At 64.1% G+C, this 17632-nt stretch carries 12 protein-coding genes and 1 tRNA gene; 5 read left to right on the plus strand and 8 right to left on the minus strand.

From position 1 onward, the window contains the following. The first annotated feature begins 14 nt into the window (after positions 1 to 14). Together xseA and P9254_RS22205 are read left to right on the plus strand one after the other, a co-directional pair. Positions 15 to 1580 (plus strand): exodeoxyribonuclease VII large subunit, encoded by a 1566-nt coding sequence (gene xseA, locus P9254_RS22200; RefSeq protein ID WP_127240021.1) that lies wholly within the window; start codon positions 15 to 17, stop codon positions 1578 to 1580. A gap of 1 nt (position 1581) precedes the next feature. Further along, entirely contained in the window at positions 1582 to 2700 is a 1119-nt protein-coding gene (locus tag P9254_RS22205) for a DmpA family aminopeptidase (protein WP_067327304.1), read from the plus strand. Positions 2701 to 2744: 44 nt separating this feature from the next. Here P9254_RS22205 and P9254_RS22210 read toward each other — a convergent pair whose 3' ends face one another. Next, positions 2745 to 2999 (minus strand): DUF768 domain-containing protein, encoded by a 255-nt coding sequence (locus P9254_RS22210; RefSeq protein ID WP_067327302.1) that lies wholly within the window; start codon positions 2997 to 2999, stop codon positions 2745 to 2747. A gap of 249 nt (positions 3000 to 3248) precedes the next feature. On the opposite strand from P9254_RS22210, the gene P9254_RS29125 reads away from it, so the two are divergent. Further along, positions 3249 to 3779: a hypothetical protein gene (locus tag P9254_RS29125; protein WP_442920336.1), complete on the plus strand. Its 531-nt coding sequence runs from the start codon at positions 3249 to 3251 to the stop codon at positions 3777 to 3779. 89 nt (positions 3780 to 3868) lie between these two features. Here P9254_RS29125 and P9254_RS22220 read toward each other — a convergent pair. Next, positions 3869 to 3945 (minus strand) — tRNA-His (locus P9254_RS22220). Between the two features lie 342 nt (positions 3946 to 4287). Further along, positions 4288 to 4746 carry a phasin gene (locus P9254_RS22225; RefSeq protein WP_066989279.1) on the minus strand — a complete coding sequence of 153 codons (459 nt, stop codon included), beginning with the start codon at positions 4744 to 4746 and terminating at the stop codon, positions 4288 to 4290. Positions 4747 to 4992: 246 nt separating this feature from the next. Between P9254_RS22225 and P9254_RS22230 the strand changes: the two genes are divergently transcribed. After that, positions 4993 to 8889, plus strand: coding sequence for a PAS domain S-box protein (locus P9254_RS22230; RefSeq protein WP_278055331.1), 3897 nt, complete (start codon positions 4993 to 4995; stop codon positions 8887 to 8889). A 255-nt stretch (positions 8890 to 9144) separates the two neighbouring features. Here the strand turns inward: P9254_RS22230 and P9254_RS22235 are convergent, their stop codons facing one another. Further along, the gene (locus P9254_RS22235; RefSeq protein WP_278055332.1) at positions 9145 to 11103 is read right to left on the minus strand and encodes an acetoacetate--CoA ligase; all 1959 of its coding nucleotides are present in this window, start codon (positions 11101 to 11103) and stop codon (positions 9145 to 9147) included. A 261-nt stretch (positions 11104 to 11364) separates the two neighbouring features. On the opposite strand from P9254_RS22235, the gene P9254_RS22240 reads away from it, so the two are divergent. Further along, positions 11365 to 13257, plus strand: coding sequence for an AsmA family protein (locus tag P9254_RS22240; protein ID WP_278055334.1), 1893 nt, complete (start codon positions 11365 to 11367; stop codon positions 13255 to 13257). A 32-nt stretch (positions 13258 to 13289) separates the two neighbouring features. Here the strand turns inward: P9254_RS22240 and P9254_RS22245 are convergent, their stop codons facing one another. From P9254_RS22245 to P9254_RS22260, 4 genes are all read right to left on the minus strand, one after another. Then, entirely contained in the window at positions 13290 to 14108 is an 819-nt protein-coding gene (locus tag P9254_RS22245) for an ABC transporter permease (protein WP_278055335.1), read from the minus strand. Continuing rightward, a complete protein-coding gene (locus tag P9254_RS22250) occupies positions 14105 to 15067 on the minus strand; it encodes an ABC transporter permease subunit (RefSeq protein ID WP_278055337.1) in 963 nt (320 codons plus the stop codon). The genes P9254_RS22245 and P9254_RS22250 overlap by 4 nt, the downstream gene beginning before the upstream one ends. A gap of 10 nt (positions 15068 to 15077) precedes the next feature. Next, complete coding sequence (locus tag P9254_RS22255; RefSeq protein WP_278055339.1) at positions 15078 to 16217, minus strand: ABC transporter ATP-binding protein; 1140 nt, start codon at positions 16215 to 16217, stop codon at positions 15078 to 15080. A 179-nt stretch (positions 16218 to 16396) separates the two neighbouring features. Next, on the minus strand, positions 16397 to 17494 hold the full coding sequence (locus P9254_RS22260; protein WP_278055342.1) for a polyamine ABC transporter substrate-binding protein: 1098 nt from the start codon (positions 17492 to 17494) through the stop codon (positions 16397 to 16399). Positions 17495 to 17632 lie beyond the last annotated feature (138 nt).

Consider the following 17632-nt stretch of genomic DNA (forward strand, 5'->3'; position numbering starts at 1 on the left):
TCCCCAATCAGAGCATGAGCGAAGCAGCAACCGAATCACGCAGCAATGCCACCGAATATACGGTGAGCGAGATTTCCGGCGCGTTGAAGCGCACGGTCGAGGATGCTTTCGGCAATGTGCGGGTGCGCGGCGAGATTTCCGGCTACCGCGGCCCGCATTCCTCCGGACACGCCTATTTCGCGCTGAAGGACGACCGTGCGCGGATCGAGGCCGTGGTCTGGAAGACCACCATGGCGCGGCTGAAATTCCGCCCCGAGGAAGGGATGGAAGTGATCGCCAGCGGCAGGCTGACGACCTATCCCGGAAAATCCAACTACCAGATCGTCATCGACAATCTGGAGCCGGCCGGCGCCGGCGCGCTGATGGCGCTGCTGGAAGAGCGCAAGCGGCGGCTGCAGGCCGAAGGCCTGTTCGATGCCGGCCGCAAGCGGCGGTTACCATTCATGCCGCGCGTCATCGGCGTCATCACCTCGCCCACGGGCTCGGTGATCCGCGACATCATCCATCGCATCAAGGACCGTTTTCCGCTCACTGTGCTGGTGTGGCCGGTCCGGGTCCAGGGCGACACGACCGCAAAGGAAGTGACCGCAGCCGTCAACGGCTTCAACGCACTGACCTGGGACGGCGCAATCCGCCAGCCCGATCTCCTGATCGTGGCGCGCGGCGGCGGCAGCCTCGAGGACCTTTGGGGTTTCAACGACGAAGGGCTGGCGCGCGCCGTCGCCGCCTCGCGCATCCCGATCATCTCGGCCGTCGGACACGAGACCGATTGGACGTTGGTCGACTTCGTCGCCGACATGCGGGCGCCGACGCCGACGGGCGCCGCCGAGATGGCAGTGCCGGTCAAGGCGGAGCTCGAAGCGACACTGGCAAATCTCGGCGCGCGGCTTAGTGCCTGCACCTCGCGGCACCTGGATCGCAAGCGCCAGGCGGTGCGCGCCGCGGCGCGGGCGCTCCCCTCACCCGACCAGCTGCTGGCGTTGCCGCGCAGGCGCTTCGACGAAGCGACGAGCCGGCTCGGCCGCGGGCTGACGGTGAGCATCGAACGCAAGCGCGCAAGGCTGGAACGGCAGCGGCTGACGCCGGCCACCTTGTCGCGCCGCCTCAATGAGACGCGCAGGCTGACAGGCCGCGACATCGCTCGCGCGCGGGCCGCGTTCTTCGCAATTGTGCGGCAAAGCCGGGCGCGCTTTCAGCGCAACTCGGCAAGGCTGTCGCCGGCGCCGGTCGTCAGGCGCCAGAAGCTGCAGGCCGACACGCTGGCCGGACTGACCCGCCGCCAAGAGCAGGCGATGGCGCGGCGGCTTGACCGCCTGCGTGCCGCTCTTACCCAGGCCGACCGGCTGCTCACCACGCTGTCGCACAAGGCCGTGCTGGCGCGCGGCTTCGCGCTGGTCAAGGACGCCGATGGGACCGTCGTCAAGCGCGTCGCGGAGCTGGCGCCGGGTGCGGCGCTGCAGCTGGAGTTCGCCGACGGCAATGCAGAGGCCATCGCCACCAGCGGCGGCGCGCGGCCGAAGTTGGCCGCCAAGCCCTCGGGCAAGGCCAAGGAGCCGGGCAACCAGGGCTCGTTGTTCTGAAATGAGCAGGAGCGACCCGCATCTGCGCACGCCGTCGGGCAAGCCGCGCCTGCGCTCGTTCAACATCGCACTGGACGGCACGCCCGGCCGCTTCAACGCCATCACCGACGTGCCGGGCGTCGCGGTCGGCTATACGACGCTGATTGCCGGCGGGGGCCCGCTGCAAGTCGGGATAGGACCGGTGCGCACCGGCGTGACTGCGATCCTGCCGAGACCTGTGGGCGAACTGGCGACGCCGGTGTTTGCCGGCGTGTTCAGCCAGAACGGCAATGGCGAGCTGACCGGCACGCATATCATCGAGGAGACCGGCGCCTTCAACCTGCCGGTTACCATCACCAACACCCATTCCTGCGGCCTTACCCGCGACGGAGCGCTACGCTGGATGAGCCGGATGCTGCCGGCGGCGCTCGACAGCGCCTGGGGCCTGCCGGTGGCGGCGGAGACCTATGACGGCTTCCTCAACGACATCAACGGCCACCATGTGAGCTTCGAGCATGTCGCCTCGGCGCTCGACGGCGCGAAGGACGGCGCGATTGAGGAAGGCAGCGTCGGCGGCGGCACCGGCATGATCTCGTTCGGCTTCAAGGCCGGGTCAGGCACCGCCTCGCGAATCGTCGAATGGCAGGACAGAAGCTACACGCTCGGCGTGTTCGTGCAGGCGAATTTCGGCAAGCGGCGCAACTTCACCATTCGCGGCCGGCATGTCGGGCCGGAACTCGCCGAGCCGGCGATCCGCGAAGGCACGCCGCGCGCCGAAAAGGGCTCGATCATCGCCGTCGTCGCCACCGATGCGCCATTCCTGCCGCACCAGATGAAGCGCCTCGCCAGGCGCGTGCCGCTCGGCATCGCCCTGACCGGCGGCTACGGCTACCACAGTTCGGGCGATATCTTTCTTGCCTTCTCGACCGCCAATCCCGAGGCCGCGCTGGCGGCTTCAGGCCGCGTCGCCCGCGCGGAGTTCATTCCCGATGTCGATATCGACCCGTTCTTCGATGCTGTGGTGCAAGGGGTGGAGGAGGCGATCCTCAACGCGCTCGTCGCCAATGAGGACATGACCGGGCGCGACGGCAATTTCGTGCCGGCGCTGCCAAAGGCGTGGCTGAAGGACAATTTCGGCTAAGCCGGACGCCCGGCTGAGCTCAGACAAACCGCGCGCACGGTATCTTATTCGGACGGCTTGTCCGACGTCGTCTGTTGCTCGCTCTCCTCGGCGACTTCCTCAAGGCGCGAAGCGATCAGTTCCTGGATGTCGCCGACCTCTTCCTGGATGTCTTCCAGAAGGATGCCTTCCTCGGCGGCCTTGGCGCAGCACTCCTTGGCGAGAGTTTCGGCCTGCTCGTCGATCTTCACCGGCGAATGCTGGCATTGGACCTTTTCGCCAATCCATCCGCGCAAGAACTCGATCGCATGTTCACTCATACTGCTTTTCCCTAGCGGCAATGCCGGTTGGTAGTCATGAACGCTCGCGTCCCGCCACGGGACGCAGGCCCATTCGAGCCGAGTCGGCCCCTGCCGGCAAGACGTCTTGCCAATGGGACAAGATGCCTTGCCCATGGGACAAGATGTCTTGCCCAGGGTCCGCGGAGCCGAAGGACTGGAAAGGTTCGAGGGACACGTTCAGATTGTTGAGGATGATGCTTTGGCCAGGACCGTCAAAGATCCGCTCTGTTGTTTTTACTTGCTTTCTTCCGGTTTTTCAGACCGATTTCCGTCACAACACCACGCATTTACGGCGATCTCGCAGGCGCAGCCAAGGTGCGAGAAACCGAAAGCCGCCGCTATATAGTGATATCCCCATACAATGTCGACTCTGATCGTCGTGCCTGCTTCTTTCCGCCGCGTCAGGCAGGTGGCGGACAGCCTTCGGGGAAAGGTCTCGGCACCCCTGCTGCGCATCTGGGCATGACGCTGCGCCATACTTGGCAGGTGGCGATGACCATCGCCTCGACTTTCGTTGCCGCGACGCTGCAGCTTCTCATTCCACATTCGTTGCGGCGCGCCATCGACCAGGCGCAGGGCGTGATGGTTGCGGGCGGCGGGACGGCTGCCGAACAGGCGCTTCGGAACACGGCCCTGACACTGCTCGCAGTCAGTGTCGTGCAGGTCTTTTCACGATGGCGCAGAACGAGGCCGTCGGCCATCAGACCGGCTATGAGAGGCGCCTGGCCTTCTGCGAGGTGCGCGGGCTGCTCAGCCTGAGCTGCCCTTCGTCGCCCGGCGATGCTTCGTCACCCAATTGAGGATTGGGACGCGGCGGCCGGAAGCGCGACGTGACCGCCAGGAATCGATGGTACCGTTGGCTGGGCTCGAACCAGCGACCCCCAGATCCACAATCTGGTGCTCTAACCAACTGAGCTACAACGGCACATCCGCCTGAGCGCAATCCGAAGAGAAAATCATTCCCCGTGTCCGCTCCGTCGTCGGCGATGCGTCCAATACGGATTATCGGAGTCTAATTCAAGGCCTTTGATGAGGCAAAGATCCGATGAACGAACCCGCGCAGTCCTGATTGGGCAAAGAAAAGGCCGGCGGGAGGAGGTGCCGGCCTTTTCCTGTTACGAGCCAGCGGGAGGAGGAGCTGGCTGGTCACCCCGGAGAGCAAAGGGAGGAGGTTTCACACTCCGGGTATTCATCTCATCAATTCATCGCACATCCATTTGTCTGACGAAATGCGACGTTTTGATGCATCGTTGAGTTGCGCCTGAAATCAGGCCGCCTTGATGTCCTTGAACGCCTTCTCGAAAGCGGTCTTCACCGGCTTCGAGACGTCCTCGACAGCCTTGGAGGCGACGGCCTGAAAGTCCTTGGCCTGCTCGACGGCCATCTCTGCGCGCTTGCGCAGGAAGGCAGTCTGCAGCTCGACGACTTCCGACAGCGTCTTGGCGCCGACCAGGGCTTCAAGGTGCGAGAAGCTGGCCTCGGCATTGGCGCGAAGGATGGCAATGGTCTTCAGCGAGACATCGCCGGAAACGGTCTTGGCGGTCTCGTAGGTCGACTCCAGAACCTTCTGGGTCTCCTCGGCGCCGTTCTTCAGTTTGGTGTAGGCCTCTTTCGACTGCTCGACGCCCTTCTCGGCGAAGGCGCGGATCTGGTCGGTGGCTTTGGAAGCGTCAAAGCTCGGGAATTCAACGTTCTCGATGGTCTCGGTCTTGGCAGTCTTGGACATTTTCCAACCTTTCAAGGGCAGCGGCTTTGACGGAAAGCCGTCTCGTTCATGTATGATGGCAATATAAAGGCAAGTTTTGTGCATTGCAATATCTTTGTTGCACTGCACCATAAAAAATCGCCCCGCCATTAACCAAGAGCCCAGAGATTTCGGCCGATACACGGCATGGCTTGTGGACCTTGGTCCCGTACGCTTTTATTAACAAAGCGTTAACTCAAAAAGCCCGCCTGGAAGGTCTGCCAGCGCATGCCGCCTGAAAACTACTCCTTCCTCGACGTCGCCGTGCTCGACGCGGTGCGCCAGCGCTTCGCCGCCGGCGACGCGCTTGCCATACTGTCGGCCGATCTCGAGCAGGTGATCTGGGCCAACGGGCCAGGTGCCGCGGTATTCGGCTATCCGGAAATCGAAGCAATCATCGGCGCTTCCGCGCGGCTGCCGCTAATTGCCAGGCGGCAGATCATGGCGACCAGCGGCTTTCCGGATATCGGCAGCGACCGCGCCGTCACCGTGCGGCTGGCGACCGGCATGGTCAGCCGCGCCGTCGGCTTGCTCGCCAGCGCGGTAACGATGCCGGACGGCGAAAAGGCGATCATGCTGGCGATGCCCGCGGCGCAGACCGGCTCGCGCGGCGCCGCCGAAATAGCCAGCCGCGCCATTGGCGGCTTCACCGAGGCCGGACATTTCATCGCCTTCGTCGACGCCCAAGGCCATGTCGAGGCGGCTTCGGAGGGATTTGCCGCGCTCGGCATCAGGCCGGAGACGCTCGCTGCCCTGGTCGCGGACGTGGCAAGTGCTGGAGACCGCATCGTCAAGCGGCTTGTTCCCGGCGCAAGCACCTCGTACCCGGCCGGGCTTGCGCGCTTGACCGACGCGCGCCATCTCCTGGTGGTGATCGACGAAGACCAGCTCGACGGCGAGCGGAACGACCAGCCCGACGCCGGTAAGTCGGCAGCGCCGGAAGGCGCGCCCACCATCTCCGAAGACAAAAACACCACAGTCATCGCCGAGCCGAGCCGAGAGAACAATACCCAGTCTCCGGCCGCGGCAAAGGGCGAAAAGGCAGACGCGGTCCCGGCAGCGGCCACGGATGACGCCCAGCCAACGCAAGGGACCGCGGCCACGGCCGACCACGCGCCGGATGCTGCGCTGGCAGGCGGTGCCGGCCCGGCGCAGCATGACCATTGGTATTTCAATGCCGGCGGCCACGACGTGAAGGGGCCGGAGAGGCCGCCACAGATCGGACCGGCGGAGGTCGCGGCCGGAAGCCGGCAGCACACCGCCGGAACGGCGGCGGCCGAGCCGAGCGCGGCGCGCAAAATCGACCGTTCGGCGCCGCCGCTGCGTTTCGTCTGGCGGACCGACGCCGAAGGCAAGTTCAGCGCGCTGTCGCCGGAATTCGCCGATATCGTCGGCAAACCCGCCGCCGATGTGATCGGTCGCCGCTTCAGGGATGTCGCGACGACTTTCGGCCTCGACGCATCGGGCGAGATCGCCACTCTGCTCGAGCGGCGCGATACCTGGTCGGGACGCTCGGTGCTGTGGCCGGTGGCGGGCACGGACCTGAAGATCCCCGTCGATCTTGCGGCGCTGCCGGTCTATGGCCGCAGCCGCGCCTTCGAAGGCTTCCGCGGCTTCGGCGTCGCGCGCAGCGGCGACGCCGTTGTCGACCCGGAAGCGCTCGGCATGGCGCTGGTGCCCAATGGCGCCGCTCCGACAGAACCCGAACCTGCCGCCGGGCAACCCGCGGCCGAGCCGGCGAAACCTGCCGACCCGTTCCTGGGCGAAGTGCCGGCGCTGACCATCGTGCCCAAGCCGGAGCGCCGCTATGCCGACAAGGTGATCCGGCTGGCCGAGCACAGGCAGCCGGCCAACGACAAGCAGCCGGGAAATGACAGGCCGGCGAGTGAGAAAGGGCTGTCGATCCTCGAGCGCAGCGCCTTTCGCGAGATCGGCGAGCGGCTGCGGAAGGACAGTTCGGGACCGGCCGAGCCGCCAAGCGGCGCAACCGCGGGTGCTCAAAAGCAATTAGATGCGGCTGCAACCGCCGACAAGGCTGCTCCCACGGCCGAACAACCGTTGGCCGGTGAGAGGAAGACCGACCACTCCGATCTGAACGCGACTGACGCGACCTCGCCTGAGCCGGCCATACCGGAAGGCAACGAGGCCATTGGTACGGCCGAAGCGGAGACCGAGGCGGAAGATCAGAAGGATCTGGCTCGGCTCGATGGCCTCGATGTTCCCGAGGCAGCCGCTGGGAAAGACGAAACGCCCGCCGCCTCCGGGTCGCTGCTCAACTATGCCGGGCGCGAGAAAGCCGCCGATGAAGCGGAGGAAGCGGGTCCCGACAGGCGCCAAACCGCAGCGGCGGAAAGGGCAGCCGAACCGACGGCCGAGCGGCCAGGAGCCGAAGCCCCTGCCCCTGAGGCAGGCGCTGGCGACGACGACGGCATGACCGCCGACGATTTTCGCGACGCGGAAGACAGCGAGGACTGGGCCGGTTCCGACAGGGATGGCGCCCTGCCCGCGGCTGGACAGCCTGGCGAAGCGAAAGCGCCGCCACCGAAAAGGCCGCGCCTCACGGTGCCGCCGCTCAAGCTCGAGGGCTTCGTGCCCTCGGCTTTCTCCACCGGGGAAGGCGACAGGGCTCCCGACACGTCCATCCTCGCCAGGCTGCCTGTGCCGCTGCTCATCCATTCCGGCGACGTGCTGCACTATGCCAATGAGGCGTTCCTGGAGCTCACCGGCTACGACGCGCTGGAAGACCTTGCCGATGCCGGCGGGCTCGGCGCGCTGTTCGCCGACCATTACGCCGATGATGGCGAGAGCGACGAAAGCGACCGTTCGCTGAAGGTCACAACCCGCCAGGGCCAGGAATTCCCGATCGATGCGCTCCTGCGCTCGGTGCCGTGGCGCGGCGGCAAGGCGCTGATGCTGGTGGTTCGTCGCTCGGGCGAGGACGAGGCGCCCTCCTCCCATCTCAGCGCGGCCAATGACGAGCCGAACCAGCAGCCGGACGTGTCCGAACTGAAGTCGCGCATCGCCGAAATGCGCACCATCATCGACACCGCCACCGACGGCGTGGTGCTGATCGGCCGCGACGGCAACATCCGCTCGATCAGCCGCCCGGCTGAAGCCCTGTTCGGCTTCGACAGCGACGAGATCGCCGGCAAGCCCTTTGCCTCGCTGTTCGCCATCGAGAGCCAGCGCGCGGCGCGCGACTATCTCGTCGGCCTTTCCGAACCTGGCGTGGCGAGCTTGCTGAACGACGGGCGCGAGGTGATCGGCCGCGAGGCGCAAGGGCGCTTCATCCCGCTGTTCATGACCATCGGCAGGCTGCCCAACGACAGCGGCTTCTGCGCCGTCGTGCGCGACATCACGCAGTGGAAGCGGGCCGAGGAAGACCTTACCCAAGCGCGCGCCGTGGCCGAGCGCGCCTCCTCGCAGAAGACGGATTTCCTGGCCCGCATCAGCCATGAGATCCGCACGCCGCTCAACGCTATCATCGGCTTTTCCGAACTGATGGTGGACGAGAAGTTCGGCCCGGTCGCCAACGACCGCTACCGCGACTATCTGCGTGACATCAACCGTTCGGGCAACCATGTGCTCGACCTCGTCAACGACCTGCTCGACATCTCCAAGATCGAGGCCGGCCAGCAGGAGATGGCCTATGAGGCGGTGTCGCTCAACGACACGCTGGCCGAAACGGTGGCGATGATGCAGCCGCAGGCCAACCGCGAGCGCGTCATCATCCGCTCGAGCTTCGCCTCGCGGCTGCCGGAAGTGGTGGCGGATTTGAGGAGTGTGCGCCAGATTGCGCTGAACATACTTTCCAACGCCATCCGCTATACCCAGGCCGGCGGCCAAGTGATTGTGTCCACCGCCTACGAGACCTCCGGCGACGTCGTCATGCGCGTGCGCGATACCGGCATCGGCATGACGCCGGCCGAGATCGAGCAGGCATTGAAGCCCTTCAAGCAGATCAATGCGCTCAAACGCGGCCGCGGCGACGGCACTGGCCTCGGGCTGCCTCTGACCAAGGCGATGGTGGAGGCCAACCGTGCCCGCTTCACTATCACATCGACACCTGGCGAAGGCACGCTGGTCGAGGTCGTGTTCCCATCGACGCGCGTGCTGGCCGAATAACGATCCGCAAGACAAGCTTCGGTCAAAGAAAAAGGCGCCCTGGAGGACGCCTTGGAAAATGGGATGCTGTCACAACGGGGCTTGAGCTGAACCTCAGGGGACGAGGAACGGGATTTCTCCCTCAAGTTACACGCGACTATCGGCGCCGTCCCTTAACAAGTCCTTACCGGGAGCCAAAAAAATTTACGAATGTGTACCACTCGTGAAATCTAGGTAAATTGGATCGACACTATTTCTTAACCATGCCGGGAAGACCTAATCGGCAAGCTGCGGCAGGTTCCTGAACAGCTCCAGCGCTTCGGGATTGGCGAGCGCTTCCTTGTTCTTGATGGCGCGACCATGCACCACGTCGCGCACGGCAAGCTCGGTGATCTTGCCCGACTTGGTGCGCGGGATGTCGGTGACGGCAACGATCTTCGCCGGCACATGGCGGGGGCTGGCGCCCGAGCGGATTCTGGCGCGGATGCGCTTTTCCAGATCCTCATCGAGGCTCACGCCGGCGGCCAGCCGCACGAACAGCACGACGCGCACGTCGTTGTCGAAATCCTGGCCGATGCAGAGCGCCTCCAGGATTTCCGGCATCTGCTCGACCTGGTTGTAGATCTCGGCCGTGCCTATTCTCACCCCGCCTGGATTGAGCGTGGCGTCGGAGCGGCCATGGATGACCATGCCGCCATGCGCGGTCCATTCGGCGAAATCGCCATGGCACCAGATGTTGTCGAAGCGCTCGAAATAGGCCGCGTGGTACTTCTTGCCGTCCGGATCGTTCCAGAAGCCGATCGGCATCGACGGGAATGCCTTGGTGCAGACGAGTTCGCCCTTCTCCTGCCGGACCGGCTTGCCGTCGTCGTCCCACACGTCCACCGCCAGGCCGAGGCCCGGCCCCTGGATCTCGCCGGTCCAGACCGGCTCGGTCGGGACACCCAGCACGAAGCAGGAAACGATGTCGGTGCCGCCGGATATCGAGGCGAGATGCACGTCCTTCTTGATGCCGTCATAGACGAAGCGGAAATCCTCCGGCGACAGCGGCGAGCCTGTGGAAGAGATGGTCCGCACGCTTGCAAGGTCGTGGCTGTCGATCGGCTTCAGCCCTGCCTTGCGTACGGAATCGATGAATTTCGCCGAAGTGCCGAAATAGGTCATCTTCTCGGCATCGGCGAAATCGAACAGCGCATTGCCGTCGGGGTAGAAGGGCGAACCGTCATAGAGCAGCAACGTCGCCCCCGAGGCGAGGCCCGAGACCAGCCAGTTCCACATCATCCAGCCGCAGGTGGTGAAGTAGAAAAAGCGGTCGCCGTCCAGCAGGCCGGCATGCAGCCGCTGCTCCTTGACGTGCTGGATCAGCGTGCCGCCGGCCGAGTGCACGATGCATTTCGGGATTCCGGTCGTGCCGGAGGAGAACAGAATGTAGAGCGGGTGCGAAAAAGGCAGCCGCTCGAAGGCGAGCGGCCTGGCGGCAAAGGGCGAGAGCGCTCCTTCCAGCGCCTCGGCCTTGTCGATGGTGGCGGCGACATCGGCCGACGTGCCGAGATAGTCGACGATCAGCACCTTGCGCACGGTCGCGAGTTTCTCGGCCACCGCGCGGATCTTGTCGGCGACCTCGATGGCTTTGCCGTTGTACCAATAGCCGTCAGGCGCGATGAAGACGACCGGCTCGATCTGGCCGAAACGGTCGAGCACGCCCTGTTCGCCGAAATCAGGTGAGCAGGAAGACCAGACCGCGCCGATCGAGGCGGCAGCCAGCATGGCAGCGACCGTCTCCGGCATGTTCGGCATCATGGCGGCGATGCGATCGCCCTCTCTGACGCCGATCGACAGGAAGAGCTGCTGCAGGCGCGAAGTGAGCGCATGGAGCTCGTTCCAGGACAGCCGGCGCTCGACCTTGTCCTCGCCGCGGAAGACGATGGCCAGGCTGCCGCCGGTTTTTTTCAGAAGGTTCTCAGCGAAATTGAGTTTCGCGTCGGGAAAGAAGGCGGCGCCAGGCATCTTCTCGCCATCGACCAGAGCCCGCTCGCCCTTGTCGCCGACAAGTCCGCAAAAGTCCCACACGAGGTCCCAGAACGCTTCGCGGTCGTCGATCGACCAGCGGTGGAGCTCGGCATAGCTGGAGAAAGCCTGGCCAGACTTGCCAGCCGCAGCTTTCATGAAGGCAGTCATGGGCGCGGAGGCGATCCGGTCCTGCGTCGGCGTCCACAAGGGGGTGTCGGCAGCCATATCGTTCCTCCCAAAGCGCGTCGCGATTGCGGCAATTAAGCCTGATGTCGCCTGCGTCGTTGTCCAAAAACCGGCGTGGCGTTGGCGGACCGGACGGGCTTATCGCTTATGCATACCGCAGCGCAGCAGAGCAAGATTTTGTTGAAATGGCCGACAAGGACACGGCGCAAACGCCATCGGAGGGCCATAAAGACTTGAAAAGCGTCGGCGCTCGGCTACACCCGTCGGGCGATTTGTCGGCAATGGAACTCACGGGGCGAGATGAGATCATCTTTGATCCGGCGCGGGGTATGGGTAATCGGCGTTGCGGTGCTGGTCATCGCGCTCGCCGTCGCTGCCTTGCCGCTGATTGCCTCGACGCGCATCGTACGCGACCGCATCGCTTGGGAATTGAGCGCCTGGAGCGGCTTTCGCGTGACGATCGACGGCTCGCCGCGCATCGAGGTGTGGCCTAAGTTCCGGGCAATCCTCAGCGATGTGACGCTGTCGCAATGGACGGAGACCGACGCGCCGCCGGTGATCGAAGCCGAGCGCGTCGAAGTCGATCTCTCGGCCATGGCCGCCGTGCAGGGCGACGTCCAATTCTCAACGGCAAGGCTGGTGCGGCCGACCATCAGGGTGGAGCGCAAGGCGAACGGCCTCTATCTGCCGCCGCTGCCGACCGGCGGCCGCATCACCCGCTCGATCGACACTGCGCGCGGCGTGGTCACCGCGAACCCGCAGAAGCCCGACCTCGGCAGACTCCCTTCCGATCCGTTCGGCATCGTCGAGTTCCGCGACGGCCGCGTCGTGACCTCGGTTGGCGGCAAGGATACCGAGATCCTGAGCAGCCTCAGCGGCCAGGTGAACTGGGCGGCGATGAACAGCGACGCCGCGCTCACGGCGACCGGCATATGGCGCGGCGAAAGCGTCCAGATCGATTTTTCCTCGGCGAAGCCGCTGGTGCTGTTTGCCGGAGGGGTCGCGCCCGTCACGCTCGCCTTCAAGGCGGCGCCCGCCACACTTTCTTTCGACGGCGTCGCCTCGATGTCGGAGAACGGCTATCTGGACGGCCAAGCGAAATTCACCGCCCCTTCGCTGCGACGCCTGCTTGAATGGTCGCAGGCCGGCATGGCGCCTGGTGCTGCGATCGGCTCCGTCTCGGTCGCGAGCAAGGTGGCGGCCTCGGCGGGGCGCGCGAAGTTCGAGAACACGACGGTGGCGCTGGACAACAACCCCGGCATGGGAGCGCTGGACTTTTCGTTCAGCGAGCCCCTTCCCGTTGTTTCCGGCACGCTTGCGTTCGATGCGCTCGATCTTCGATCGGTCCTTTCCGCTTTCACGCCGATCGCTCCGGCCGGCCAGGCAGGCCCCGGCGAGTTCGACACCGGCTTCGCCGACAAGATCAACCTCGATCTCAGGCTGTCGGCGGCGCACGCCACCGCCGGCCCGATCCAGCTTGCCGATGTCGCCGCGACCGCGCAGGTCAAGAACGGGCTTGCCGTGTTCGACATCTCCGACGCGTCGGCCTTCAACGGCAACATCCAGAGCAGCCTGCGCTTCGACCGCAAGCCGGACGGCACTCAGGTCGAGTTGCGGCTTTTGGCATCGGACGTCGACACCGGCGCCTTCGCCACCGCGGCGGGGATGACGCGGCTGGTGCCGGCCGGAACCGGAACCGTCTCGGTCATTCTGAAGGGGCCGGGCAAGGCCTGGGACTCGATCTTCGAGAACGCCGACGGGTCTTTCTCGGCGACGTTCGGGCCGGGCTCGATCAACGGCCTCAACCTGCCTGCCTTTCTCAAGCGCAACGAACAGGGCGGATTCTTCGCCCTCGACGACGTCGCCGACGGCTCGCTGCCCATCGACGGCGCCGAGATCAAGGCGAGCATCTCGAAAGGTGTGGCGCGGCTGGACAAGGCAGAGGTCAATGCACAGAAGTACAAGATCTGGCTTTCGGGCATCGCCTCCTATACCGGGCGCGGGCTGGCGCTCTCGGGCGGCATCATCCCGAACGGACAACCTGCGCAGCAACAGCCGGCCCAACAACCGGCTACCGCCGGTCAGACAGCGGTGCAGGCGCCGCAGCCCCCAAAGCAATCGTTGTTCTTCGTCGGCGGCAACTGGAGCACTCCGTTCATCTCGCCGATCAGCCGCGGCGTTTCAGGCCAATAGAACAAGGCGCAGGTCGCGCCCGTCTTTGTTCCCTATCCGCGTTGCGCCGCCTGCTCATCGCGCTGGCGCTGGACCTCGCGGCGCTTGTTGGCGATCGAGGCAATGATGACGCCGATCGCGACGACAGCGATCAGGATGGTGCAGGCGGCATTGATCTCCGGCGTCACGCCGAGGCGCACCTGGCTGTAGATCTTCATCGGCAGCGTCGTGGCGCCAGGGCCCGAGGTGAAGGAGGCGATGACCAGATCGTCGAGCGAGAGCGTGAAGGCCAGCATCCAGCCGGAGATGATCGCCGGCAAGATGACGGGCAAGGTGATCTGGAAAAAGGTCTTCACCGGCGGCGCGCCGAGGTCCATCGCGGCTTCTTCCAGCGAGCGGTCGAAGGAGACCAGGCGCGACTGCACGACGACGGCCACGAAGCACATGGTGAAGGTGATGTGGGCGAGCGTGACGGTGAAGAAGCCTCGGTCAAGTCCGACGGCCACGAAAAGCAAGAGCAGCGACAGGCCGGTAATGACTTCCGGCATCACCAGCGGCGCAAAGACCATGCCGGAAAACAGCACCCGCCCCTTGAAGCGTGTGTAGCGGGTCAAGGTGATCGCCGCCAGCGTGCCGAGCACGGTCGCAACGGTCGCCGAGATGACGCCGACGCGGGCCGTCACCCAGGTGGCGTCCATCAGGCCCTGGTTGTGGAACAGCGACACGTACCATTTCGTCGAGAAGCCGCCCCAGACGGTGACGAGCTTCGATTCGTTGAAGGAAAAGACGATGAGAAGCACGATCGGCAGATAGAGAAAGGCAAAGCCGAGCACGATCGAGGTGATGTTGAAGCGGCTCCAGGTGCCGTTCATTTGCCTTGCTCCTGGGCTTTCGCTTGAGCCTGCTGGAAGAACATGATCGGGACGGTCAGCACCAGGAGCAGGATGACCGCCACCGCCGACGAGACCGGCCAATCGCGGTTGGCGAAGAATTCGTTCCACAGCGTCTTGCCGATCATCAGCGTCTGCGAGCCGCCGAGAAGGTCCGGTATGACGAACTCGCCGACCGCCGGGATGAAGACCAGCAGGCAGCCGGCAATCACGCCCGGCAGCGACAGCGGGAAGGTGATCTTCCAAAAGGCGCCGATCGGCGGGCAGCCGAGATCCTGCGCCGCCTCGATCAGCGAATAGTCCACCTTCTCCAACGACGAGTAGAGCGGCAGCACCATGAAGGGCAGATAGGAATAGACGATGCCGATGAAGATCGCGGTGTAGGTGTTGAGGATGACCAGCGGCTGGCTGATCAGGCCACTGGCGAGCAGCACCTGGTTGAGCAGCCCTTCGGGTTTCAGGATGCCGATCCAGGCATAGACGCGGATCAGGAACGAGGTCCAGAACGGCAGGATCACCAGCATCAGCAAGGTCGGCCGGATCGTCGCCGGCGCGCGCGCCATGCCATAGGCGATCGGATAGCCGACGACCAGCGTCAACACCGTCGAGATGCCCGCGATGATCAGGCTGGTCACATAGGCGTTGAAGTAAAGCGCGTCCTGAGTCAGCCAGGTGTAATTGTCGAAGTTGAGTTCGCGAAAGCCTGCGAAGAATCCGGAAATGCCGTCGCCGAAATCGAGCACCGGGGTGTAAGGCGGCATCGAGATCGCCGTCTGCGACAGCGAGATCTTGAAGACGATGATGAACGGGACAAGGAAGAAGAACAGCAGCCAGAGATAGGGAACGATGATAACGAGACGGTCGACGAAACCCTTCGCCAGCTTGGTCGGCAACTGAGCGGCGGTTTCGGCCGAGGAAGGGGCGGCGGCGATATTGGTCATGGCCGCCCTATTACCTTGTCAGCACGACGCCGGCGTCCGGCCGGAAGGAGACCCAGGCGCGGTCGTTCCAGGTCAGCGGGTCCTCGCTGACCCGGGCAGCGTTCAACGCGCTTGCCCGCACCATCTGTCCGTCGTCGAGCTTGATGTGGTAGACGGTCATGTCGCCAAGATACGCAACGTCATAGACTTCGCCTTCCAGCGCATTGACGGCATCTGCCGGCTTCCTCGACGAGACCTTGATCTTCTCGGGCCGGATCGCGAAGACGATGTCGGCGCCCTTGGTGGTGTCGGCGGCATTATCGACGACGATCTGCGCACCGGTCGCGCCGGTGATGCGCGTCGTATTCGCTGCCCGCTCGGCAACCTTGCCCTCGAACATGTTCACATTGCCGACGAAATGCGCCACGAAGCGCGACGTCGGGGCCTCGTAGATTTCCGCCGGCGTCGCCACCTGCATCACCTCGCCCCTGTCCATGATGGCGATGCGGTCGGCCATGGTCATGGCTTCCTCCTGGTCGTGGGTGACGACGACGAAGGTAAGACCAAGTTCCTGCTGCAGGTCCATCAGTTCGAACTGCGTCTCTTCGCGCAGCTTCTTGTCGAGCGCGCCGAGCGGCTCGTCCAGCAAAAGCACCTTCGGCCGCTTGGCGACCGAGCGGGCAAGCGCCACACGCTGGCGCTGACCGCCGGAAAGCTGGTGCGGCTTGCGCTTGGCGAACTGCTCGAGCTTGACCAGCCTCAGCATCTCGGCGACGCGCTTTTCGATATCGGGAGCGGGCATGCCTTCCTGCTTGAGGCCGAAAGCGATGTTCTTTTCCACCGTCATATGCGGAAACAGCGCGTAGGACTGGAACATCATGTTCACCGGCCGCTTATAGGGCGGAATGCCGCGCAGGTCCTGGCCGTCGAGCAGAATGCGCCCCGCGGTCGGCTCCTCGAAGCCGGCGAGCATCCTGAGCAGGGTCGACTTGCCGCAGCCCGAGGCGCCGAGCAGGGCGAAGAACTCACGTTCGAAGATGGCCAGCGACAGATTGTTGACGGCGGTGAAGTCGCCAAACTTCTTGGTCACCTTGTCGAACTGGATATACGGCTTGGCGCTCGGATCATTCCATGGCGCGAAATCCCTGCGGATGCTGCCAAGCGATTTCATGTCCCACTCCGGGTCTGTTTCGTTCCGCTGGAACGGTTCATGGTTTCGAGGAAACGCCGAACCGCTTCAGCTTTTTGTTTTTGACGCAATTCCGGGCGGAAAACCGTCCCACACTTTTGCTGGAATTGCTCCTAAAGAAAGCGACCCCGGCCGTTTCTGCCGGGATCGCCTCTCGATGCCTATTGGCCGGTGACGATCTTGGTCCAGGTGCGCGTGATGATGCGCTGTGTCTTGGGATCGTAGGGCTGGACGGTGTAAAGCTTCTTGGTCGTCTCCTCGTCCGGATAGACCGAGGTGTCCTCCAGCAGGGCCTTGTCGACGAACTGCTGCGAAGCCTTGTTGCCGTTGGCGTAGAGCACATAATTCGAGGATTTGGCGATGACTTCCGGCGTCATCATGTAATTGATGAACTCATGCGCTTCGGCGACATGCGGCGCGTCGGCGGGGATCGCCATCTGATCGAACCACATCTGGGCGCCTTCCTTGGGCACCGAATAGCCGATCTCGACGCCCTGCTTGGCCTCCTCGGCGCGGTTGCGCGCCTGGAACACATCTCCCGACCAGCCGATCGCCAGGCAGATGTCGCCGTTTGCCAGCGCGTTGATGTATTCCGAGGAATGGAACTTGCGAATATACGGCCGGACCTTGAGCAGGGCTGCCTCGGCCTTGGCGATATCCTCGGGCGAGGTGCTGTTTGGATCGAGGCCGAGATATTTCAACGTGGCCGGAATGATGTCGGAGGGGGAATCCAGCACATAGACGCCGCAATCCTTGAGCTTGGCGAGGCTCTCAGGATTGAAGAACACATCCCAGCTGTCGATCTTGTCGGTACCGAGTGCCGCCTGCACCTTCTTGACGTTGTAGCCGAGGCCGACGGTGCCCCACATGTAGTTGACCGAATACTCATTGTTCGGATCATACTTGGCGGTGCGCTCCGAAATGACATCCCACATGTTGGAGATGTTCGGCAGCTTCGACTTGTCGAGCTTCTGGAAGACGCCGGCCTGGATCTGGCGCGCCAGGAAATTGGCGCTGGGCACCACCACATCATAGCCGCTGCCCCCGGCCAGCAGCTTCGTCTCCAGGATCTCGTTGGAATCGAAAGTGTCGTAGACGACCTTGATGCCGGTCTTCTTGGTGAAGTCCTCGATGATCGAGCTGTCGATATAGTCCGACCAGTTATAGACGTTGACGACGCGGTCGTCGGCATGGCCGCTCGCGGCGAAGAGCGTCAGAAAGGCCGAAGTCGCCGAAAGCAAGAGCGCTTTGCGGATCATGATATTCTCCTTTGGTGAGTGTTCCCGTGCCGGCTCGTCGCGACATGGGCGCGGGACGGCGTTTGTTTCAGACTATGGAGATTTCCGGAGAGCCACAAGCGCGCGCGCCTGGCAGTGCGCCGGATCGTTGAGTGACGG

It is taken from the genome of Mesorhizobium sp. WSM4983, assembly GCF_029625765.1.
Taxonomy (GTDB): Bacteria; Pseudomonadota; Alphaproteobacteria; order Rhizobiales; family Rhizobiaceae; genus Mesorhizobium.